This is a genomic window from Pseudomonas sp. FG86 (assembly GCF_057808775.1).
This window is the reverse complement of record NZ_JBMDIS010000033.1, coordinates 36,482-55,376: the sequence shown is the minus strand read 5'-3', so window position 1 is coordinate 55,376 and position 18,895 is coordinate 36,482. Positions and strand designations below refer to the sequence as shown.

The 18,895-nt window shown below is 61.6% G+C and carries 20 protein-coding genes; 12 read left to right on the top strand and 8 right to left on the bottom strand.

Annotated features, from left to right (window positions below):
* Window positions 1-7: 7 nt before the first annotated feature.
* Window positions 8-643 (bottom strand): response regulator, encoded by a 636-nt coding sequence (locus ACODSV_RS20535; RefSeq protein WP_150055225.1) that lies wholly within the window; start codon window positions 641-643, stop codon window positions 8-10.
* Between the two features lie 192 nt (window positions 644-835).
* Complete coding sequence (locus ACODSV_RS20530; RefSeq protein ID WP_150055226.1) at window positions 836-1,645, bottom strand: Hpt domain-containing response regulator; 810 nt, start codon at window positions 1,643-1,645, stop codon at window positions 836-838.
* A gap of 377 nt (window positions 1,646-2,022) precedes the next feature.
* Between ACODSV_RS20530 and ACODSV_RS20525 the strand changes: the two genes are divergently transcribed.
* The 9 genes from ACODSV_RS20525 to ACODSV_RS20485 all read left to right on the top strand — a co-directional run bounded on the left by ACODSV_RS20525 (window position 2,023) and on the right by ACODSV_RS20485 (window position 10,709).
* A complete protein-coding gene (locus ACODSV_RS20525) occupies window positions 2,023-2,652 on the top strand; it encodes a DUF1120 domain-containing protein (RefSeq protein WP_150055227.1) in 630 nt (209 codons plus the stop codon).
* A gap of 87 nt (window positions 2,653-2,739) precedes the next feature.
* Complete coding sequence (locus tag ACODSV_RS20520; RefSeq protein ID WP_150055228.1) at window positions 2,740-3,363, top strand: DUF1120 domain-containing protein; 624 nt, start codon at window positions 2,740-2,742, stop codon at window positions 3,361-3,363.
* 176 nt (window positions 3,364-3,539) lie between these two features.
* On the top strand, window positions 3,540-4,166 hold the full coding sequence (locus ACODSV_RS20515; RefSeq protein ID WP_150055229.1) for a DUF1120 domain-containing protein: 627 nt from the start codon (window positions 3,540-3,542) through the stop codon (window positions 4,164-4,166).
* Window positions 4,167-4,222: 56 nt separating this feature from the next.
* The gene (locus ACODSV_RS20510) at window positions 4,223-4,849 is read left to right on the top strand and encodes a DUF1120 domain-containing protein (RefSeq protein ID WP_150055230.1); all 627 of its coding nucleotides are present in this window, start codon (window positions 4,223-4,225) and stop codon (window positions 4,847-4,849) included.
* A 78-nt stretch (window positions 4,850-4,927) separates the two neighbouring features.
* A complete protein-coding gene (locus ACODSV_RS20505; RefSeq protein WP_150055231.1) occupies window positions 4,928-5,644 on the top strand; it encodes a fimbria/pilus chaperone family protein in 717 nt (238 codons plus the stop codon).
* A gap of 139 nt (window positions 5,645-5,783) precedes the next feature.
* On the top strand, window positions 5,784-8,222 hold the full coding sequence (locus tag ACODSV_RS20500) for a fimbria/pilus outer membrane usher protein (protein ID WP_150055232.1): 2,439 nt from the start codon (window positions 5,784-5,786) through the stop codon (window positions 8,220-8,222).
* An 11-nt stretch (window positions 8,223-8,233) separates the two neighbouring features.
* Complete coding sequence (locus tag ACODSV_RS20495; protein WP_150055233.1) at window positions 8,234-9,361, top strand: DUF1120 domain-containing protein; 1,128 nt, start codon at window positions 8,234-8,236, stop codon at window positions 9,359-9,361.
* Between the two features lie 10 nt (window positions 9,362-9,371).
* Complete coding sequence (locus tag ACODSV_RS20490) at window positions 9,372-9,995, top strand: DUF1120 domain-containing protein (protein ID WP_150055234.1); 624 nt, start codon at window positions 9,372-9,374, stop codon at window positions 9,993-9,995.
* A 63-nt stretch (window positions 9,996-10,058) separates the two neighbouring features.
* Complete coding sequence (locus tag ACODSV_RS20485; protein WP_150055235.1) at window positions 10,059-10,709, top strand: DUF1120 domain-containing protein; 651 nt, start codon at window positions 10,059-10,061, stop codon at window positions 10,707-10,709.
* 28 nt (window positions 10,710-10,737) lie between these two features.
* Here ACODSV_RS20485 and ACODSV_RS20480 read toward each other — a convergent pair whose 3' ends face one another.
* The gene (locus ACODSV_RS20480; protein ID WP_150055236.1) at window positions 10,738-12,003 is read right to left on the bottom strand and encodes a CynX/NimT family MFS transporter; all 1,266 of its coding nucleotides are present in this window, start codon (window positions 12,001-12,003) and stop codon (window positions 10,738-10,740) included.
* A complete protein-coding gene (locus ACODSV_RS20475) occupies window positions 11,993-12,652 on the bottom strand; it encodes a FadR/GntR family transcriptional regulator (protein ID WP_150055237.1) in 660 nt (219 codons plus the stop codon). The genes ACODSV_RS20480 and ACODSV_RS20475 overlap by 11 nt, the downstream gene beginning before the upstream one ends.
* 159 nt (window positions 12,653-12,811) lie before the next feature.
* Between ACODSV_RS20475 and ACODSV_RS20470 the strand changes: the two genes are divergently transcribed.
* Window positions 12,812-13,123, top strand: a complete 312-nt coding sequence (locus ACODSV_RS20470; RefSeq protein WP_024073572.1) for a type II toxin-antitoxin system MqsR family toxin — start codon at window positions 12,812-12,814, stop codon at window positions 13,121-13,123.
* Window positions 13,120-13,602 (top strand): type II toxin-antitoxin system MqsA family antitoxin, encoded by a 483-nt coding sequence (locus tag ACODSV_RS20465; RefSeq protein ID WP_024073571.1) that lies wholly within the window; start codon window positions 13,120-13,122, stop codon window positions 13,600-13,602. The genes ACODSV_RS20470 and ACODSV_RS20465 overlap by 4 nt, the downstream gene beginning before the upstream one ends.
* Before the next feature lie 50 nt (window positions 13,603-13,652).
* On the opposite strand, the gene ACODSV_RS20460 is transcribed toward ACODSV_RS20465, so the two are convergent.
* The 4 genes from ACODSV_RS20460 to ACODSV_RS20445 form a co-directional block, all read right to left on the bottom strand.
* Window positions 13,653-14,417 (bottom strand): amino acid ABC transporter ATP-binding protein, encoded by a 765-nt coding sequence (locus ACODSV_RS20460; protein ID WP_003171943.1) that lies wholly within the window; start codon window positions 14,415-14,417, stop codon window positions 13,653-13,655.
* Window positions 14,418-14,428: 11 nt separating this feature from the next.
* Window positions 14,429-15,526: an amino acid ABC transporter permease gene (locus tag ACODSV_RS20455; protein WP_150055238.1), complete on the bottom strand. Its 1,098-nt coding sequence runs from the start codon at window positions 15,524-15,526 to the stop codon at window positions 14,429-14,431.
* A 10-nt stretch (window positions 15,527-15,536) separates the two neighbouring features.
* Window positions 15,537-16,718: an amino acid ABC transporter permease gene (locus tag ACODSV_RS20450; RefSeq protein ID WP_069075299.1), complete on the bottom strand. Its 1,182-nt coding sequence runs from the start codon at window positions 16,716-16,718 to the stop codon at window positions 15,537-15,539.
* 72 nt (window positions 16,719-16,790) lie between these two features.
* The gene (locus ACODSV_RS20445; RefSeq protein ID WP_024073568.1) at window positions 16,791-17,822 is read right to left on the bottom strand and encodes an amino acid ABC transporter substrate-binding protein; all 1,032 of its coding nucleotides are present in this window, start codon (window positions 17,820-17,822) and stop codon (window positions 16,791-16,793) included.
* A gap of 345 nt (window positions 17,823-18,167) precedes the next feature.
* On the opposite strand from ACODSV_RS20445, the gene ACODSV_RS20440 reads away from it, so the two are divergent.
* Complete coding sequence (locus ACODSV_RS20440) at window positions 18,168-18,824, top strand: alpha/beta hydrolase (RefSeq protein WP_150055239.1); 657 nt, start codon at window positions 18,168-18,170, stop codon at window positions 18,822-18,824.
* Window positions 18,825-18,895: the final 71 nt, after the last annotated feature.

The window sequence follows — 18,895 nt, the reverse complement described above, 5'->3', positions numbered from 1 at the left end:
AACGGTATTACGGCACCATGCCACTGCTGCGCGCATAGGCGAACAAATCCACATCGGTGGAGATGCACAGCCGGTTCATGGCCGTGCTTTTCTGCTTGCTGATAGTCGAGATGCTGCGGTTGACCCGCGCCGCGATCTGGCTGACGGTCATGCCGCTGGCGAGCATGCGTACCACTTCACGCTCCTTGCCCGACAACTGCGGCACCGCTTGCTGGTTGCCTGTACCGGCTTGCGCCAGTTGCGCACGCAAACATTCGCTGACGAAGGTGCGCCCGTCACTGACCGCCGCGATCGCCAGCGGCAGCTCACGGGCGGACGCGCTTTTGGCCAGGACGGCCCTGGCCCCCTGGGCAAACGACTCGCGCAGTGTCGCGACGCTGGCGAACATGGTCACCAGAATGATCGGCAAATGGGGATGTCGGCGCCGCAACAGGCCCAGCAAGCCGTAGCCGTCCGCTTGCTGGTTGCCCGGCATGGCAAAGTCCGTCACCAGGATATCGCACGCGGTGCCCTCGACCAGCGCCAGCAACTGATCGGGACCGTCGGCTTCTCCGACGACCTTGCACCGGCCATTGGCTTCGATCACCACTTTCTGCCCGATACGTACGATGGGATGATCGTCAGCAATAATTACACGAAGCATGAGCACCACCATGATGGCAACTTGAATCCGCGCAAAATACCCCTGGATCGCACACGCAACAACCACCCCCGACAGCGCTACTGGCAGATGGCCCAGCAATCAATGAAGACCCGACTCATCCCCACAACAAAAACAGAAATTGCCTACTCACAAAACCCACAAAACAAATAGACAGATCCTGCAAAAACGCCTTCACAGCGCCGACAGATAGTTCAAGTAACGCACCAGCTCTTCACGCATCAACCCCAAGGCGACTGCGTTCGCCGCCACGCCGTCGTCGATGACGGCGGCGACCAGTTGGATGCCGCGCGCTTCCAAAAAACCACCCCCCAGGAAGGCGACACTGCCAGCCAATCGGTGCAGATGCTGCGCCGCGGCCGAGGCATCCAGGCGATCGGTCGCATCGGCCAAGGCGAGCAGGTCTTCCTGGGCTTCATGCATCAGGGTCGACAGCATGCGTTCCAGCGCCTGCTCGGTGCCAAACAGGTCCAGCAATTGCGCCCTGCTCGGCCAACACGCCGGTTGCGGTGCCCGTGTCTGTTTGCGCCGACCTGGCGGCGAATCAAGCGCCTGACCGGGCAGCCAGGTGATGAGCACATTGCGCAGTTGTTCGAGTGTCGCAGGCTTGGCCAGCCAAGCGCTCATGCCCGCCGCCCGGCAACGGCGGATGACGTCGCCACCCAGGCTGGCCGTCAGGGCCACGACCGGCACCGCCGGGGCATCGGCTAACCGTTCACGCCGACGTATTTCACGGGTCATGGCATAGCCGTCCAACGTCGGCATCTGGCAGTCGCTGAAGACCAAGGCCACCGGCATGACCTCAAGGGTTGCCAGTGCGGCCTGCCCGTCGTGACAGGTCTCAACACTCACCCCCAGCTGCTGCAGCATGGCGCCCATCAACAGGCAATAGGCACGATGGTCGTCAACCACCAATACCCTGAAGCTACGCCAATGCGGCGGCGTCCTCCCTGTGCCTTTGCCTGGGAGAACGCCCGATGACATGACTACCTCTGCTGCTTCACTGGTGAATGGGGACAGTGCTTCACCCCGAACCGCAATCGCCGGCAGGGATGCAACACACAAGACTTGAATGTATGTCGGCACAAAAACTACGCACATGAGCCGTGCGTAGCGATACAACAACTACGAAACACTTTCATTTCCTACACGCAAACGTACGTGTTCCGACATTGCCGGTGGCGCCTGAGCGACGAGCGTCCATTGTCGTAGTTGTTGTATTTCCCCCAGGGCAGCCCCTCGATAAATTCTGCGTCGTCCCCCTGGAGAGGGATACGACCGGCCCATTGCAGGCGGTCGCTAACGTACCTGGCCGAGGTCCCCTGCCGCCGCCAGCCAACCTTGCACCGGAAGCCATTGAAATGAAGAAGTCCCTAGCGACACTCACCGCCGCCCTTGTCCTCGCCAGCCACGGCGCTGCGTTCGCTGCCAGCACCGTCGACCTCACCGTGAGCGGCCTGATCACGCCAGCGGCGTGCACGCCGGGCCTGTCCAGCGAGGTCATCGACCACGGCAAAATCTCAGCCAAGGACCTCAGCCCGACCGACTCGACCTGGCTCCCCCAGGCCCTGCTGACAATGACCGTGAGCTGCGACGCCGAAGCCCTGTTCGCCCTCCAGGCCACCGATAACCGTGTTGGCTCCAGCAACTTTCCGAACGCCTTTGGCCTGGGCTTTATCAACGGCACGCAAAAGCTCGGCCATTACCAGCTGGAGTTTCGGAACCCTGTCAGCGGCGACGGCGGCACCATCTACCCGATTAACTCGAGGGATGGTGGCCAAACCTGGTTCAACAATGAAGATGCCGGCACCCGCCCACTGGACCTGCTGGGGTTTCGTGACACTCGAACCGGCCAACTGGGCCCTATCCCCCTCAAGAACGTCACCACTGAGATCCTGGTGCGTACTGCGATCTACCGCACCGACGGCATGGACCTGGGCAACGAAGTCAGCCTCGACGGCAATGCCACCTTCGAAGTGAAGTACCTGTAATTCACGCCCGACTGAACGGCACGCTACGGGACGACTGCTCGCCTGCGTAGTACCGCCAGCACGCACACTCCACCAGGACGTTTACCCATGGCTAGATACGCCCCTGCTCTCGTGACCACATTGCTGATGGCCTGCTCAACCGGCGTATTGGCCGCCAACTCAACCGACTTGGGCGTGCGTGGGGCTCTTGTCCCCAGCTCTTGCACCCCGCTGCTTTCCGACGGCGGCATCGTCGACCACGGCAAGTTGTCGGTTCGGGATCTGCACCCCGACGAGCCCACTCACCTGCACACCAGCAGCTTGCAAATGGAGATCAGTTGCGAAGCGCCGACCCTGTTCACCTTGACCACCATCGACAACCGCGCTGGCACCTCAGCCATTCATCCCGCCAGCCATGGCCTGGGCATGGCTGACGAACACCAGAAGCTGGGCAGTGTCGCCTTCCGCCTGTACGACGTCATCGCCGACGGCCAGTCGGTGCTGGTCATTCTGTCCCTCGACGGCGGTGCCACCTGGCGGCTTTCGCCCTACCTGGGCCACCTTGGTAAAACCGGGTTTGCCTCCCCCGATAATCTCGCGGCCCCCATCGCCGTGCGGAAATTGAACGCCCGGTTGAGTGCCTTCACCACCCTGGTGCCGGGCAACGATTTGTCAAAGGTGGATGACATCCTGATTGACGGTCACGCCACCGTGCAGGTGACGTACTTGTAACTCGCTCAGGCGACTCACCCTGGCCAACGCCACCTTGACTGCCCGGTGGCGTCAGCAGAAGACCACGGCGAAACCTGAGTTCGAACGGCCACGTAAGCGTCCGATTGCGTGAATTGAAACACCCCTGAACCCCCCTAAACCCTGTGTTCCCACTCATCCCTGGAGCGTTACTTGTTATGAAAAAACTACTGTGCAGCAGCGTGGCTGGCTTATTGATTGCCGGTGCCTTGCCGGCATCCGCAGCGTCCACTACCGACCTCGCCGTGAAGGGCTTTATTGTGCCTTCGGCGTGTACGCTGAGCCTGTCGAGCGGCACCATCGACGTGGGGCGGATTTCGGTCAAAGACCTTAACCAGGACACCCGAACCAACCTGCCCCCCTCCACCCTGCAAGTGTTCACCCAGTGCGAGGGCCCATCGCTGTTCGCCATGACCGCCACCGACAATCGCTCAGACTCCGCCAACAACGTCGTCGAATTTGGCCTCGGCACCACCACCGCTGGTGAACGCATCGGCGGCTATGCCATGTTCCTCGACCAGGCCATCGCCGACGAAACACCTGTTCAGATGATCCAGTCAATGACCAACGGCAGCACGTGGGGCCGCATGTGGGATGACGTCGGATGGCAAACCAACTTCCTGGTCTCGATCAAGCAGATCGGCGCGGCGTCGGTGCCGATTCCGGCCAAGGACATGCAGGTGGAAATGACAGTGCGACCGTTCATTAATCCGGCACAGAACCTGACGATCAGTACGGACGAGACCATTGACGGCTTGGCCACGATCACGCTTCGGTACCTGTAAGGCCGCCGCTTGGCCCGATGCCCGTACCGCCCGTTCAACACCAGGTAACTCATCGCATGAACCTGCTTACTTGCTTGCTGGCCTTTGCCTATTTACTCGCGGTCGCGCCCTTGGCCTTCGCCACCTCCAGCGTGGACATGCAGGTCAACGGGCGAATCACGCCCGGCGCATGCGCCATCGCGCTGTCGGACAACGGCCTGGTCGATCACGGCAAGATCATGGCGAATACGCTGCACCCCAGCGAGTTCACCGTGCTGCCCAACCAGCAAATGGGTTTGAGCGTCAGTTGCGAAGGCCCGGTGTTGTTCGCCCTGGTGGGCATCGACAACAAGCGGGAGTCATCGGCGGCGCCTGATTTTTTCTATGGGTTGGGGATGAACATCCACGCCCCCGGCGAACGCCTGGGTTCGGTCAGCCTGTCGCTGCGCGGTCCGGTGGGCGACTCGCAATCGCTGCAAACCCTCACCTCGCATGACGAAGGGGTGACTTGGGCACCGGAGCCTTATGCGTATCCGGGTCTGTTCATGGGCTTTGCCCGGGTTGGCGATACGCTGCCCATGCCCTTGCGGCAACTGGTGGCCTCGCTACGGGTGGACACCTCGATCAGCCCGGCCAACAGCCTGACACTCAAGGAGCAGGTGCCCCTCGATGGCTCGATCACGCTGGAACTGCGTTACCTCTAATAGCGTGCCGCCGGCGCCCGGTCACTCACCGAGCACAAGGCGGCCTACTTGAAGAGCCCTTTATTAAAGAGCCTCGTTATGAATCTATTTTCCTCAGTTTTGCGTTGGGCCCCCGGCCTCTGTTGTGCTGCATTGACGGCATTTGGCAGCACCGCCGCACAGGCCGATGGCATGGTCCCGGACACCTCGGTGGTGATCGTCCACGAGCAGGACGGCGAAGCCACCGTGTCGGTCACCAACACCGACGACAAGCTGTCCCTGCTGCACGTGACCCTGGAAGATATCCCCGAGGATACTGAGACGCTGCTGTTCGTGACCCCGCCTCTGGCACGGGTCGAGGCGTCGAAAAACCAGCAGGTGCGGTTCATTCTGCAAACCCGCGAGCCGCTGCAAACCCAGCGCCTCAAACGGGTGATTTTCGAGGGCATGCCTGCCCAGCGAGACCTGGCCCAGGCCGGACACGCCCAAGTGGGAGTGACCGTCAGGCAGAACCTGCCAGTGCTCATTCATCCCAAGGGGCTGGCGCCCAATCGCACGCCGTGGCTGGGCCTGGCCTGGAGCCTGAAGAGCGACCAGCTCAGCGTGCACAACCCCACGCCGTACGTGGTCCGCCTGGCCCAGGAGCTGCGACTGATGCCCGGTACCGGCTCGGCGATGTTGCCGCGTACGTATGTGCTGCCCGGCGAGACGCTGACCGTCACCGCCAGCGGTTCCGGGGCCACGACCGTGCGCCTGCAGCCCGCCACGGTGTATGGCTTTGCCGTCGCGCCCCATGACGCCCCCCTGACCCTGTGATGCCGCGGCGCCCAGGGATGCCACGGCGCTACGATAACGAAGTGACCCCCTACTGAAGGTCACCGGGAAGACGCCCTGGCGCGATAGGAAATCGAGCCGGGCACTTCCATCATAAGAGTGCATTTGTGTGAACACAGTCATGAATTACCGTGACGGCAAAGCCGTGCCCGGCGCTTCACCACGCCTGTCACTTATTGCGCTGGCCCTCAGCCATGGACTGCTGGCGCCCCAGGCATGGGCACAGACGCCACCTGCCGCTGGCGCCTTTGACGCGCAGACCCTGCATCAACGCGGGATCGACCCCGAACTCGCCCACCTGCTGCTCCAGGCGCCGCATTTTACCCAAGGGCGGCATGCGCTCAACCTGACGGTCAACGGCCAGCGTCGTGGGCGGGTCGATGTCACCTTTGACGCCCAGGGCGCCCTGTGCTTCGACCCACCGCTGCTGGAGGCCGGGCAATTGGTGATGCCGTCATCGGGCCCTGGGCAGGAAGACAGCTGCTACGACTTCGTCCAGGAATACCCGCAAACAGTCATCGAACAAAACCCGGCCGGCCTCAGCCTGGGCCTGGTGGTGCCGACCCAGGCGTTGCGTCCAGTCGCCCAGGACATCTCGGGCTATCAAACCGGCGGGTTTGCCGCGCTGTTCAATTACGACATGACCGGCCTGTACAACCGCTATGGCGACGCGTCCAGCCGCTTCGGCTCACTCAACTCCGAGCTGGGTTTCAATGCCGGCGACTGGATCGTGCGCAGCCGTCAGGTCCAGACCTGGCAAGACAGCCTCTCACGTACCACCCATCTGGACGCCTATGCCCAGCGCACCTTCGCCAGCCATCAAGCGGTGTTGCAGGCCGGGCAGATCAACCTCTACAACCCGGTGCTGGCCGGCGCCCAGATCAACGGCGTGCAAGTGCTCACCGAACAGGCCCTGCAAGGCCAGAATCAAGGGGCGACCATCGACGGTATCGCCAATGGCCCGTCCCAGGTCGAGGTCCGCCAGAACGGCACATTGATCCATTCCACCGTGGTGCCGGCCGGGCCCTTTTCCCTAAGCAACGTGCCGCGCCTCAATGGTCGTTCCGACGTCGAAGTCACGGTCAAGGAAGCCAACGGCGAGGCGCGTCGCTTCACGGTGCCGGCCGCGATTCTGGGGCAGAGCCTGCCTGCGCCGGGCTATTCGGTGGCGGCCGGGCAGGTGCGCAATATCGGCGACGACCGAGGCGACCAGCCCTGGGTCGTCAGTGCCGGCTGGAGCAGTGTGCCACTCCCGCGGCTGAGCCTGAGCAACGGCCTGCTGGCCGCCGAAGACTATCGCTCGGCCGGCGTGAGCCTGGGGCTTTTACCGTGGCAGGACAGTCAAATACAACTGGCGGTAGTCGCGGCGCAAGCCACGCGCCAGGAGAACAACCACGGCCTGCAGACGGACCTGTCATGGTCCCAGTTGCTCGGCGAACGCTGGTCGGTCAGCGCCGCCAACTCCTGGCGCACCCTGGGGTACCGCGACCTCACCGAATCGACCTACATCACCGACACCCGCGAACAGCAGCAGTCACGCTACCGTGACCAGCAAAGCGCCACCGCCTCCTGGTCACACCCAGGCTGGGGCGCGTTCAGCGCCGGGGTGTCACGCTCGTCTTCGTTCCAGGGCGACAGCAGCAGCCGCGCACTGGCCTCCTGGGGCACCCAGGTCGGCGGCGTGTCGATCTCCGCCACGGCCGAATGGCAAATGGGTGGGCGCAGGAACAGTGATGACAGTGTGTACCTGAACATCAGCCTGCCCCTGGGCGAAAATCGTCGGGGTCGCGCCTGGGTCCGCAACTCCGGTGGCGAACACCGCACCGGGATGGGCATGAACGAACAGCTCAACGATCAGTTGGCCTATCGGGTCAGTGTTGAACACGACACCCGCGACCGCGAAGTGGAATCGACCCTGGGTATGTCGGCCCTGCCGTACTTCAGCCAGCTGGACTTCAACTACACGCGCTCCGATGCCGAACGCTCCAGCTATCAAGGCAGCGCCCGTGGCGCCGTCGTAGTGCACGGTGACGGTGTGACCTTCTCCCCCTACCCGGTCCGCGACACCTTCGCCGTGTTGTCGGTGGGCGAAATGCCCGGCGTGCAAGTCACCACCCCCAGCGGGCCGGTGTGGACCGACTGGACAGGCCAGGCCGTCGTGCCGCAGCTCAATGCCTACAGCCGCAGCGCGGTGGAAGTGCAAACCCGCTCGTTGCCGCGCAACGCCGACATCAGCAATGGCCTGGCGGTGGTTTCCGCTGGCCGTGGTGCGGTGGACAAGGTGCAGTTCGACGTGGCGCTGACCCGCCGCGCGCTGCTGACCGTCACCAGCGCCGACGGCCACCCGCTGCCCCGTGGCGCGACGGTGAGTACCGCCAACGGTGAGTTCGTGACACTGGTGCAGGAAAACGGCCAGGTGTTTCTGCCCGATGTACTCGACCGACGCGCGCTATGGGTCAAGACGCCCGGCCAACCCCCCTGCCGCTTGATATTCGAGCTGCCCGAAAACGGCGACCCCGAGGTGTATTACGAAACCGCACCGGCGCGGTGCCTGCCATGAGGACCTTCACCATGGGTGTAAAAACCGTCTTGCTGTCATGCACTGTATTGCTGGGCGCCAATGCCTGGGGAGCGCAGGACTGCCAACTCAACCTGAGTGAGTCGAGCCTGGATTTCGGCCTGACGAATCGCGCGGTCTCCGTGCGCAGCGCAGCGGAACACCTGTTGGGCGAACGACGCTTGAACATGAGTTTGAACTGCCCGCAGCCGACCGACATGAGCCTCTTCTACCGTGCGTTGGCGATCAGTACCGAGCGCTTCGCGTTCACCGAGCGCGGCAGCTACACCGTGCGAGTGAGCGATGCAGTACTCGATGGCCAGGCCGTGGAACTCGGCCTGCTGACGGGCAGCAACCAACCGCCGGTCAGCACCGGCACTGCGCTCAAATGGCGCCCGGATCACGGCATCGTGCCCATACGCGCCGGCGTGGCGCTGAAGGGGCAAAGCTTCTCCGTGCAGCTTGAAGTCAGTGCCTGGGCCAGCGAAGACGCCACTCGGGTACGTGACGCGGTGACCTGGGACACCAGTGGCGTATTCGATGCCATCAACGCCGGGCGCTCACGGGAACTGCGCCTGCAAGCGCGTTTTGCCCCGGCCGCCTGCACGCCGGGGCTGTCCAACGGCGGCACGGTGGACTTCGGCAAGCTGTCAGTCATGGACTTGCACATGGACCGCGAAACCCCGCTGCCCAGCCGGCCGTTGGTGGTCAGCGTGGGCTGCGATGGGCCGACGGCCTTTGCCTTGCGCCTGCAGGACAATCGCCCCGGGTCGGCGACCGGCGTTGCCAATGAAACCGACTATGGCCTGGGGCTCGATGCACGCGGGCAAAAGATCGGGCGCTATCGGTTGGTCTTCGACCCGACCCGCGCCACCGCTGACAGTCTTGCCCGGCTCTATCGCACCGACTCCGCCACCGGGACCAAGCCCTGGAGCAGCGCCAGCAGCCAATTACTCGCCATCGGTGCGGCGCGCTACCTGGGCTTTGGCGCCAGTGATGGCAGCACCAGCGGCCCCGACCCGATTCAAACCCTCAGCGTGACAGCGAGCCTGGAAGCCTTCATTGCGCCCCTCGGCTCACTCGACCTGGGCAACGAAGTGCGGCTCGACGGTTCGGCCACCCTTGAAATCATCTACCTCTAGGCATTTGCTCATGAACAAGACGACGTCAATTACCCTGATCACCCTGGCATGGCTAAGCGGCGCCTGGCCTGCGCAGGCCGCCTCCACCGTCGACCTCGGCGTCAGCGGCCGGATCACCCCCAGCGCTTGCGAGGTCGGGCTGTCCAATGGCGGCCTGTATGACCTGGGCAAGGTCGCCTCCAGGGACTTGAATGCCGACCAGACAACCCCGCTGCCCATCCACCGCCTGCAACTGACGATCAGCTGCGAAGCGCTGACCCTGGTGGCGCTGGAGCCCAGGGATAACCGCCTCGGCTCCGGTTACGGTGTCGATCAACCGTATAAATTCGGCCTGGGGCTGACGCACACCAATCAAAAGCTCGGCTATATGACGTTGCGCCTGCTGGCGATCGTGGCCGATGGCAGGGATATGCAGCCGATCGCCAAGACGGGTGAAGCGACCTGGGCCCCGACGGCAATCCTGTCGCACCACACCCTCACCGCCTTCCACGCCGGCAGTTCCGCCCCGACGCCGATACAGCGGCTCGATGCAGACGTAGAGATCACACCGACCCTCGCCCCGGCAAATACCCTGCCCCTTGAAACGCAAGTGCCCATCGACGGTTTCATGACCCTGACCATGACTTACTTGTAACGCAGGAGCGGCGCAAGGACGCGGCCGCCCCTCAACCCATCGACGTATAGGAACAACACCCTTATGAAAACGATTTTGATCCCTTTGAGCGTCCTCGCAGGGCTCGGCGCCGGCTTCAGCGTCCACGCCGCGTCTACCATCGACCTGACCGTCAAAGGCCTGATCACCCCCATGGCCTGCACACCGATATTTGTCGGCGGCGGGCTGGTGGACTTCGGCAAAATCTCGCGCAATGACCTCAACGTGACGAAAGGCACGCGCCTGCCGCTCCACTACCTGACCCTGACCGTCAATTGCAATGGCGCCGCACGCTACGCGCTGCGCATGCGTGATAACCGCGAAGGCACCGGCCACGTCAACAGCGAGATTTTCTACGGCCTGGGGCTGGACCACAGTGGCAACAAGCTGGGGGTGTATTCCCTGACCTTCGACCCCACGCAGACTGTGGCCGATAGCGTGCCAGTGATCTACGGTACCGAATCCACCACCGGCGGCGTGGCCTGGCGCACCTCCAACAGCAACCCCATCGACATCGGCTCCAGAAGCTATCTGGGCTTCACCGACCTGGTGGGCAGCACGCTCGGGCCATCGGCCATTCAGAACTTGAGCGCCACCGTAAAACTGGAAGCCACGATCAACGCCCGGCAAAACCTGGTCCTCGACGAGGAAACGCCATTAGACGGCTCGGCGACGCTGGAAGTGGTGTACCTGTGATGCCCGTGCCCCGCGAAAAAACCCAGACTCAGGCTTTTTCGCTGACGACGCCGACATACTTCGCCCGCCCCGCGCCCAGCCCGGCAATGATTGCTCCCAGGCCCAGCACCGCAAAAATCCAGCCCACTGCCTGCCAGCCTCCCGTCCAGTCATGCACCAGGCCGACGGCGAATGGGCCCATGGACGCCAACGTGTAACCGATCCCCTGGGCCATGCTCGACAGGTTGGCGGCCACGTGTGCATCGCGCGAGCGCAGCACAATCAAGGTCAGCGCCAGGCTGAACGTCCCGCCCTGGCCCAGCCCCAACAGAATGGCCCAGCCCCACAGCCCGTCGAGTGGCGCATACAGGCAGCCGAACAGGCCGCCGAGGGTCAGCAGCATCACCACCACAATGGCCAGGCGCTGATCCTTACCGCGCGTGGCCAGCCAGGGCGCGGCCAGTGAACTGAACAATTGCACGATGATGGAGCCGGACAGCGCCAACCCGGCTTCGGTGGCACTCAAGCCACGGCCGATCAGGATCGACGGCAGCCAGCCAAACACGATGTACGCCAGGGACGATTGCAGGCCCATGTACAAGGTCACCTGCCAGGCCAGCGGGTCGCGCAGCAAGCCTTTGACCTGATAGGCGACCTGGTGGGCACTCTGCTTCTGGCCGACCTGGGGCCACCAGAACAACGCCGCCACCAGCGCCGGCACAATCCAGAAGCCCAGGCCGAAGGTCCAGCGATCGCCGAAATAATGACTGAGGGGCACCGTTGCACCTGCCGCCAGCGCTGCCCCCAGGCACAGGGCCATGGTGTAGACCCCGGTCATGGCGCCGGCCTGCCTGGCGAAATCACGCTTGACGATGCCCGGCAGCAATACGCCGATGATGCCGATACTCGCGCCCGCGACCAGGCTGCCGGCGAACAACCCCACTTCGCCAAAAGCACTGCGCAGGAGGATGCCGGCGGCCAGGGTCAGCAAAATCCCCAGCACCACGCGCTCGGCGCCAAAACGCCGGGCCAGGATCGGCGCCGTGGGGGCGAACAGGCCCAGGCATAACACCGGCAAGGTGGTGAGCAAACCGGCCCTGGCCGCCGACAACCCCAGGCTGCTGGAAACGTCTGCCAGCAACGGCGCCATGCTCGACAGCGCCGGGCGCAAGTTCAAGGCCACCAGGATCAGGCCCAACAGCAACAGCCACGGGCGATTCACCACCGGGCGGCGGTGTTGCACCACCTCGTCGTCGGCTTCGGCATCGATCAACAGTTCTTCGAGTTCGGGCGTGCGTTTGGCTTCAAGGCTCATTAATCAACTGCCGGCAGATGGATTTGGCGCGTTCCGGGTCCTGGTGTTCCACGGCGTCGAGCAGGGCGATATGCAGGTCGAACACCGCCTGGCGGCGCGGCGAAATATTCAGGGTCTGGCGCAACTGGGCGCCGATGACCGCCGAAAAATACTGGTACAGCTCGCTCAAGGCCGGGTTGTGCGCGGCGTCCACCAGCCGTGCGTGGAACACCAGGTCAGCACTGATATAGGCCTCCAGATCACCGTGGTACAGCTCGGCGCTGGCCTTGAGTGCCTCGTGCAGGCCGTTGAGATCGTCCTCGGTACGGCGCGCGGCAGCGAGGCCGACGGCCTCCACTTCGAGAATCTGCCGCGTCTCCTGCGCCTGTCCCAGGGTGCAATGGGATAACGCCCGCATGGCCCCCAGCGGGTCAGTCATCGAACGCAGGTAACTGCCGTCGCCCTGGCGGATGTCGATCAACCCGCAGAACGCCAGCACGCGCATGGCTTCGCGCACGGTATTGCGGCTGATGCCCAACTCGGCAGAAAGCTCCGGCTCGGTGGGCAGGCGCTCGCCGATGGCCCACTTGCCTTCGGTAATGCGCCAGCGCAACTGCTCCAGGGCCTGGTCCACCAGGGAGCGTTTGATCAGGGGGGCGATGTCTTTCATGGAATGTTGGCTTTCGTCCAATCATAGGATGAATTTTCCTACAGCCTATTCAGAGTTACCTACAAAGGCAACGCACTAGGGTTCTTAGGCAGGAAAAGGAGCAGTATTTTCGATTAGTAAAATTACCCTTAGAGGGTAATTATCCAGCTCAGGTGTCTTATGGAAAAGTACACACCTCATTACGATCTGGCGGTGATCAAGGCGGATGTCAGGCGGCTTAAGGAAAAGGCATTTACCTCAACGGCGAAGAGCACAGGAAGGAAACTCGGCTTTGAGATCCATGAAATGCAAGAAGTCGTTTTTCAATTGCAAACCAGGATGTTGTACAAATCAATGACTACCTATGCAGACCATAAGGTCTGGCAGGACGTGTACCACATCAGTTCACACGGCATGGAGATTTACATAAAGGTCACTTACCGCTCAGGCGGTAATCCACCGGTAATCTCCTTCAAAGAGTGCAACTCATGAAGACTCAACAGTGTTTTATATGCGGTACGCCCGACGGCATGACTCGGTTCGAGGGCCGTAGCGAGACCATTAGCGTCAAAGGGATGGAGCGTCGTGTCGATGACCTTTCTGGCTGGGAATGCCATGCATGCGGCGACGGCATGTATGACCCGGATAGTGCAGAGCGCCACGCAAAAGCTGGGGATGAACTCGTCCACGCCGCGCGGACAATGATCGGCAACGAGATGAAACGCATCCGTCGCAAGCTGCACCTTACGCAAAAAGAAACCGTGCAACTGTTATCCGGTGGCGGGCACAACGCTTTTTCACGTTATGAACGCGGTGAGCTTCTGCCACCGAAGCCACTGGTTCTGTTGATGCGATTATTGGACCGTTACCCTCATTTGCTCGCCGACGCCAAGGTATTGGCCGAAGGCGCTGACCTGCGGGGGTTCACTCATACCGTGAACACAGAGGATGAGGCGCTCAAGGCCTCCTGAACAGACAAAAATAAACCCGGCCAGGCCGGGTTTATTTTTTCAAGCATCGATCAATGCAGAATCTGGCTCAAGAACAACTTGGTCCGGTCATTCTGCGGGTTGTCGAAGAAGTCATTCGGCGCCGCCTGCTCCACGATCTCGCCCTTGTCCATGAAGATCACACGGTTGGCCACGGTACGGGCGAAGCCCATTTCGTGGGTCACGCACAACATGGTCATGCCGTCTTCGGCCAGGCCGATCATGGTGTCGAGTACTTCCTTGACCATTTCCGGGTCGAGGGCCGAGGTCGGTTCGTCGAACAGCATGATTTTCGGTTTCATGCACAGCGCACGGGCGATGGCCACACGCTGTTGCTGGCCGCCCGAGAGTTGGCCCGGAAACTTGTGGGCCTGCTCTGGAATGCGCACGCGCTCCAGGTAGTGCATGGCAATTTCTTCAGCCTTGCGCTTGGGCATCTTGCGCACCCACATCGGCGCCAGCGTGCAGTTCTGCAGGATGGTCAGGTGCGGGAACAGGTTGAAATGCTGGAACACCATGCCGACTTCACGGCGGATCGCTTCGATCTGCTTGAGGTCGTTGGTCAGTTCCACGCCGTCGACCACGATGCGGCCCTGCTGGTGCTCTTCCAGGCGGTTGAGGCAGCGGATGGTAGTGGACTTGCCGGAACCCGACGGGCCGCACAGCACGATACGCTCGCCCTGCTTGACGTTGAGGTTGATGTCTTTCAACACGTGGAACTGGCCGTACCACTTGTTGACGCCCTGCATCTGGATAATGCCTTCAGGGCTCACAGGCTGTTTGATCGCTTCGCTCATAACAACAACTCCTAACGCTTGTGGCCTGTGTCGAGCTTGTGTTCCAAATGAATGGAATAGCGCGACATACCAAAACAGAAAATCCAGAACACCAGGGCGGCGAACACGTAGCCTTCAGTGGCCATGCCCAACCATTTCGGGTCGGCGGCGGCTTGCTTGACGCTGTTGAGCAGGTCGAACAGGCCGATGATGATCACCAGGCTGGTGTCCTTGAACAGCGCAATAAACGTGTTGACGATGCCAGGGATCACCATCTTCAGGGCCTGCGGCAAAATCACCAGGCCCATGCTGCGCCAGTAACCCAGGCCCATCGCCGCGGCCGCTTCGTACTGGCCCTTGGGAATCGCCTGCAAACCACCGCGCACCACTTCAGCCACATAGGCCGACTGGAATAGGATCACGCCGATCAACGCCCGCAGCAGCTTGTCGATGCCCATGCCTTCGGGCAGGAACAACGGCAACATCACCGAAGACATGAACAGCACGGTGATCAACGGCACGCCGCGCCAGAATTCGATGAAGGTCACGCAGACCACCCGGATCGCCGGCATGTTCGAGCGCCGCCCCAAGGCCAGCACAATGCCCAGCGGCAACGCGCCGGCGATACCGACGGTGGCGATGACCAGAGTCAGCATCAGGCCGCCCCATTGGCTGGTCGCCACGTTGCTCAGGCCAAAGATGCCGCCGTGCAGCAGGAAGTAGGCAATGATCGGGTACAGCACCAGGAAGCTCAGGCCATAGATCGCCTTGCGCGGGAAACGCGAGATGAACAACGGTGCCACGCCGACAATGGCCAGCCACACGGTCAGGTCCACGCGCCAGCGCAGGTCGCCGGGGTAGTAGCCGTACATGAACTGCCCGAAGCGCTGTTGGATAAATACCCAGCAGGCGCCTTCCTTGGTGCAATCGGCGCGCGTCGTCCCGACCCAGTTGGCATCGAGGATGGCCCAGTGCAGGATCGGCGGCACCACCAGGTAGATCAGGTAAAACGCCAACAGCGTCAGCAGGGTATTGAGCCAGCTGGAGAACAGGTTGGCGCGCATCCATGCCATCGGCCCGAAGACTTTGCTCGGCGGCGGCATATCAGGTTTGAACGTATGCGAACTCATGTGCGTTTCCTCACCGCTCGATCAGCGCAATGCGCTTGTTGTACCAGTTCATCAGCAGGGAAATGCTGATGCTGATCGCCAGGTACACGCTCATGGTGATGGCAATGACTTCGATGGCCTGGCCGGTCTGGTTGAGCACCGTGCCGGCAAACAGCGAAACCATTTCCGGATAACCGATACCGGCGGCCAGCGAAGAGTTTTTCGCCAGGTTCAGGTATTGGCTGGTCAGCGGCGGAATGATCACCCGCAAGGCTTGCGGGATGATGACCTTGCGCAGCGTCGGCCCTGGGCGCAGGCCCAGGGAGCGCGCGGCTTCGGTCTGGCCGTGGCTGACGGACTTGATGCCCGAGCGCACGATCTCGGCGATAAACGCCGCCGTGTACACCGTCAACGCCAGGGTCAGCGCCAGCAGTTCAGGGATCAGTACCCAGCCGCCGACGAAGTTGAAGCCCTGCAGCTTGGGCATTTCCCAGTGCAGCGGCGCGCCGAAGACCAAGGTGCACAACGCCGGGATCAGGATGAACAGCGCCAGGCCCGCCCAGAACTTGTGGAACGGTACGCCGGTGGCTTCAAAGCGTTTGTTGGCCCAACGCGCCATCAGCACGATCGCCACGATGGCAAGCACCACACTGGCCACAAACGGCCAGAAACCATCAGCGGTCAGCGCGGCCGGCATATTCAGGCCACGGCTGCTGACAAAGAAGGTATCGCCGAAGTTGTGGCTGTTACGCGGCCCCGGCATGGTCAGGAACACCGCGAAGTACCAGAACAGGATCTGCAGCAGCGGCGGGATGTTGCGGAACACTTCCACATACACGGTCGCCAGCTTGTTGATCATCCAGTTGGGCGACAAACGCGCCACGCCGATGATGAAGCCGAGCAGGGTCGCCAGGACCACACCGATCACGGTCACCAGCAAGGTGTTGAGCAGGCCGATGACGAACACCCGGGCATAGCTGTCCGATTCGGTGTAGTCGATCAGGTGCTGAGCGATGCCGAAGCCGGCACTGCGCTCAAGAAAGTCGAAACCCGAGGTAATGCCCCGGTGTTGAAGGTTGGTCTGGGTATTGTTGAACAGGTACCAGCCCAGCGAGACCACCGCCACAATCGTGACGATCTGGAATAGCCACGCACGCACCTTGGGATCGCTGAAGCTGAGCTTCTGCTTGTGTGCGCCAATTTGATTTTGCATGGAGTGCCCCGGAAATAATGGAACAGAACATCACCCGGCGGTTGGCCCACCGGGTGATAGAACCATCAGCGATCAGCGCACAGGTGGTGCGTATTGAATGCCGCCGTTGTTCCACAGCGCGTTCAGGCCACGGTCGATTTCCAACGGGGTGCTCTTGCCCAGGTTGCGCTCGAACACTTCGCCGTAGTTACCGACTTGCTTGACGATCTGTACGACCCAGTCTTTCTTCACTTTCAAGTCTTTGCCGTATTCGCCGTCAGCACCGAGCAGACGCGCGACGTCCGGGTTCTTGGTGGACTTGGCTTCAGCTTCGACGTTCTTCGAGGTGATACCGGCTTCTTCAGCGTTGAGCATGGCGTAGCCAACCCAGCGCACGATAGCCAGCCACTCGTCGTCGCCGTTACGCACGACCGGGCCCAGCGGTTCCTTGGAGATGGTTTCAGGCAGAACCACGTAGTCCTTCGGCGAGGCCAGCTTGCTGCGCTGGGCGAACAGTTGGGACTTGTCGGAGGTCAGCACGTCGCAACGACCCGATTCCAGCGACTTGGCGCTTTCGTCGGAGGTGTCGAAGGTGATGGGGGTGTATTTCAGGTTGTTACCACGGAAGTAGTCGGAAACGTTCAGCTCAGTGGTGGTACCGGCCTGGATGCAGATGGTTGCACCGTCCAGTTCCTTGGCACTTTTAACGCCCAGCTTGTTGTTCACCAGGAAGCCGATGCCATCGTAGTAGGTGATGAAGCCTGGGAATTTCAGGCCCATGCCCGCATCGCGGGAGCTGGTCATGGTGGTGTTACGCGACAGGATGTCGACTTCGCCGGACTGAAGCGCGGTGAAACGCTCCTTGGCGTTCAACTGGCTGAATTTGACCTTGGTGGCGTCGCCAAACACGGCAGCGGCCACAGCGCGGCAATAGTCAGCATCGATCCCGAGGATCTTGCCGCTGGCATCCGGTACCGAGAAACCCGGCAGGCCGTCACTCACGCCACATTGCACAAAGCCTTTCTTCTGCACGGCGTCCAGGGTGGCGCCGGCTTGGGCAAAACCACTGACACCCAGTACAGCGGCCGCGGTTACGATGGCCAGGGTGGATTTCAATACCTTCATTCAAACCTCCAGTTGCTCTTGTTGTGTCGGAGCTAAAACTTCAGCGCACCCTTGTGAGGCGATATTGACCCGTGTTGGCTTTTTTTGGGGCCAAGCAGCATGAAGTTGTCGCGGTAATTCCAGTTGCTATCCCACAGGCGGCAGTCACTGATAGTGTTACCGCCCTAGGAAAGTTCTGACATCGACCTACACATAGCAAGGCGCGTACCAGAGTACCGGCTGAGTCGTTTCAGCCCATGGTCAATAGCAAAACATTCAACCTTGCGACATTCTCTTAACAGATCAACCTGTCGCGCACCGTTCCGATGCACTCAATCGGAGCGCACGCACATAGATGGAGCAACCATGACCGAACCCCTGATTATTCAGCCCGCCAAGCCCGCAGACGCCTGCGTAATCTGGTTGCATGGCCTGGGTGCCGATCGCTACGACTTTTTGCCGGTGGCCGAGGCACTCCAGGAAACCTTGTCGTCGACCCGCTTTGTATTGCCCCAGGCGCCCACTCGCCCGGTGACCATCAACGGTGGTTACGAAATGCCAAGCTGGTACGACATCAAGGCCATGAGCCCGGCTCGTTCGATCAGCCTGGAAGAGCTGAAAGAGTCAGCCAACATGGTCACGGATTTGATCAAGGAGCAAAAAAGCAGCGGAATAGACGCTTCAAGAATTTTCTTAGCCGGCTTTTCCCAAGGTGGCGCAGTGGTTTTCCACACAGCATTCAAGAAATGGCAAGGTGCCCTGGGCGGCGTGATCGCCCTCTCGACCTACGCGCCTACCTTCGATGACGAACTGGAGTTATCCGCCAGCCAGCAGCGCATTCCCACCCTGTGCCTGCACGGCCAGTATGACGACGTCGTACAGAACGCCATGGGCCGCAGCGCTTATGAGCATTTGAAAAGCCGTGGTGTCACCGTGACATGGCAGGAATACCCAATGGGCCACGAAGTGTTACCTCAGGAGATACACGACATCGGCGCCTGGTTGACCGCTCGCCTGGGCTGAAAGCCCGCGTTTATGTAGCCGTATGACAGACGCACTACGCCGCGCCCGATTCTTGCATTACACTGGCCGGC

Coding starts and splice junctions, on each gene's coding strand:
- ACODSV_RS20525 (WP_150055227.1), top strand. CDS start 2,023: ATGAAGAAGTCCCTAGCGACACTCACCGCCGCCCTTGTCCTCGCCAGC.
- ACODSV_RS20450 (WP_069075299.1), bottom strand. CDS start 16,718: ATGCAAAATCAAATTGGCGCACACAAGCAGAAGCTCAGCTTCAGCGAT.
- ACODSV_RS20510 (WP_150055230.1), top strand. CDS start 4,223: ATGAACCTGCTTACTTGCTTGCTGGCCTTTGCCTATTTACTCGCGGTC.
- ACODSV_RS20490 (WP_150055234.1), top strand. CDS start 9,372: ATGAACAAGACGACGTCAATTACCCTGATCACCCTGGCATGGCTAAGC.
- ACODSV_RS20535 (WP_150055225.1), bottom strand. CDS start 643: ATGCTTCGTGTAATTATTGCTGACGATCATCCCATCGTACGTATCGGG.
- ACODSV_RS20465 (WP_024073571.1), top strand. CDS start 13,120: ATGAAGACTCAACAGTGTTTTATATGCGGTACGCCCGACGGCATGACT.
- ACODSV_RS20475 (WP_150055237.1), bottom strand. CDS start 12,652: ATGAAAGACATCGCCCCCCTGATCAAACGCTCCCTGGTGGACCAGGCC.
- ACODSV_RS20495 (WP_150055233.1), top strand. CDS start 8,234: ATGGGTGTAAAAACCGTCTTGCTGTCATGCACTGTATTGCTGGGCGCC.
- ACODSV_RS20505 (WP_150055231.1), top strand. CDS start 4,928: ATGAATCTATTTTCCTCAGTTTTGCGTTGGGCCCCCGGCCTCTGTTGT.
- ACODSV_RS20485 (WP_150055235.1), top strand. CDS start 10,059: ATGAAAACGATTTTGATCCCTTTGAGCGTCCTCGCAGGGCTCGGCGCC.
- ACODSV_RS20515 (WP_150055229.1), top strand. CDS start 3,540: ATGAAAAAACTACTGTGCAGCAGCGTGGCTGGCTTATTGATTGCCGGT.
- ACODSV_RS20445 (WP_024073568.1), bottom strand. CDS start 17,822: ATGAAGGTATTGAAATCCACCCTGGCCATCGTAACCGCGGCCGCTGTA.
- ACODSV_RS20500 (WP_150055232.1), top strand. CDS start 5,784: ATGAATTACCGTGACGGCAAAGCCGTGCCCGGCGCTTCACCACGCCTG.
- ACODSV_RS20530 (WP_150055226.1), bottom strand. CDS start 1,645: ATGTCATCGGGCGTTCTCCCAGGCAAAGGCACAGGGAGGACGCCGCCG.
- ACODSV_RS20455 (WP_150055238.1), bottom strand. CDS start 15,526: ATGAGTTCGCATACGTTCAAACCTGATATGCCGCCGCCGAGCAAAGTC.
- ACODSV_RS20470 (WP_024073572.1), top strand. CDS start 12,812: ATGGAAAAGTACACACCTCATTACGATCTGGCGGTGATCAAGGCGGAT.
- ACODSV_RS20520 (WP_150055228.1), top strand. CDS start 2,740: ATGGCTAGATACGCCCCTGCTCTCGTGACCACATTGCTGATGGCCTGC.
- ACODSV_RS20460 (WP_003171943.1), bottom strand. CDS start 14,417: ATGAGCGAAGCGATCAAACAGCCTGTGAGCCCTGAAGGCATTATCCAG.
- ACODSV_RS20480 (WP_150055236.1), bottom strand. CDS start 12,003: ATGAGCCTTGAAGCCAAACGCACGCCCGAACTCGAAGAACTGTTGATC.
- ACODSV_RS20440 (WP_150055239.1), top strand. CDS start 18,168: ATGACCGAACCCCTGATTATTCAGCCCGCCAAGCCCGCAGACGCCTGC.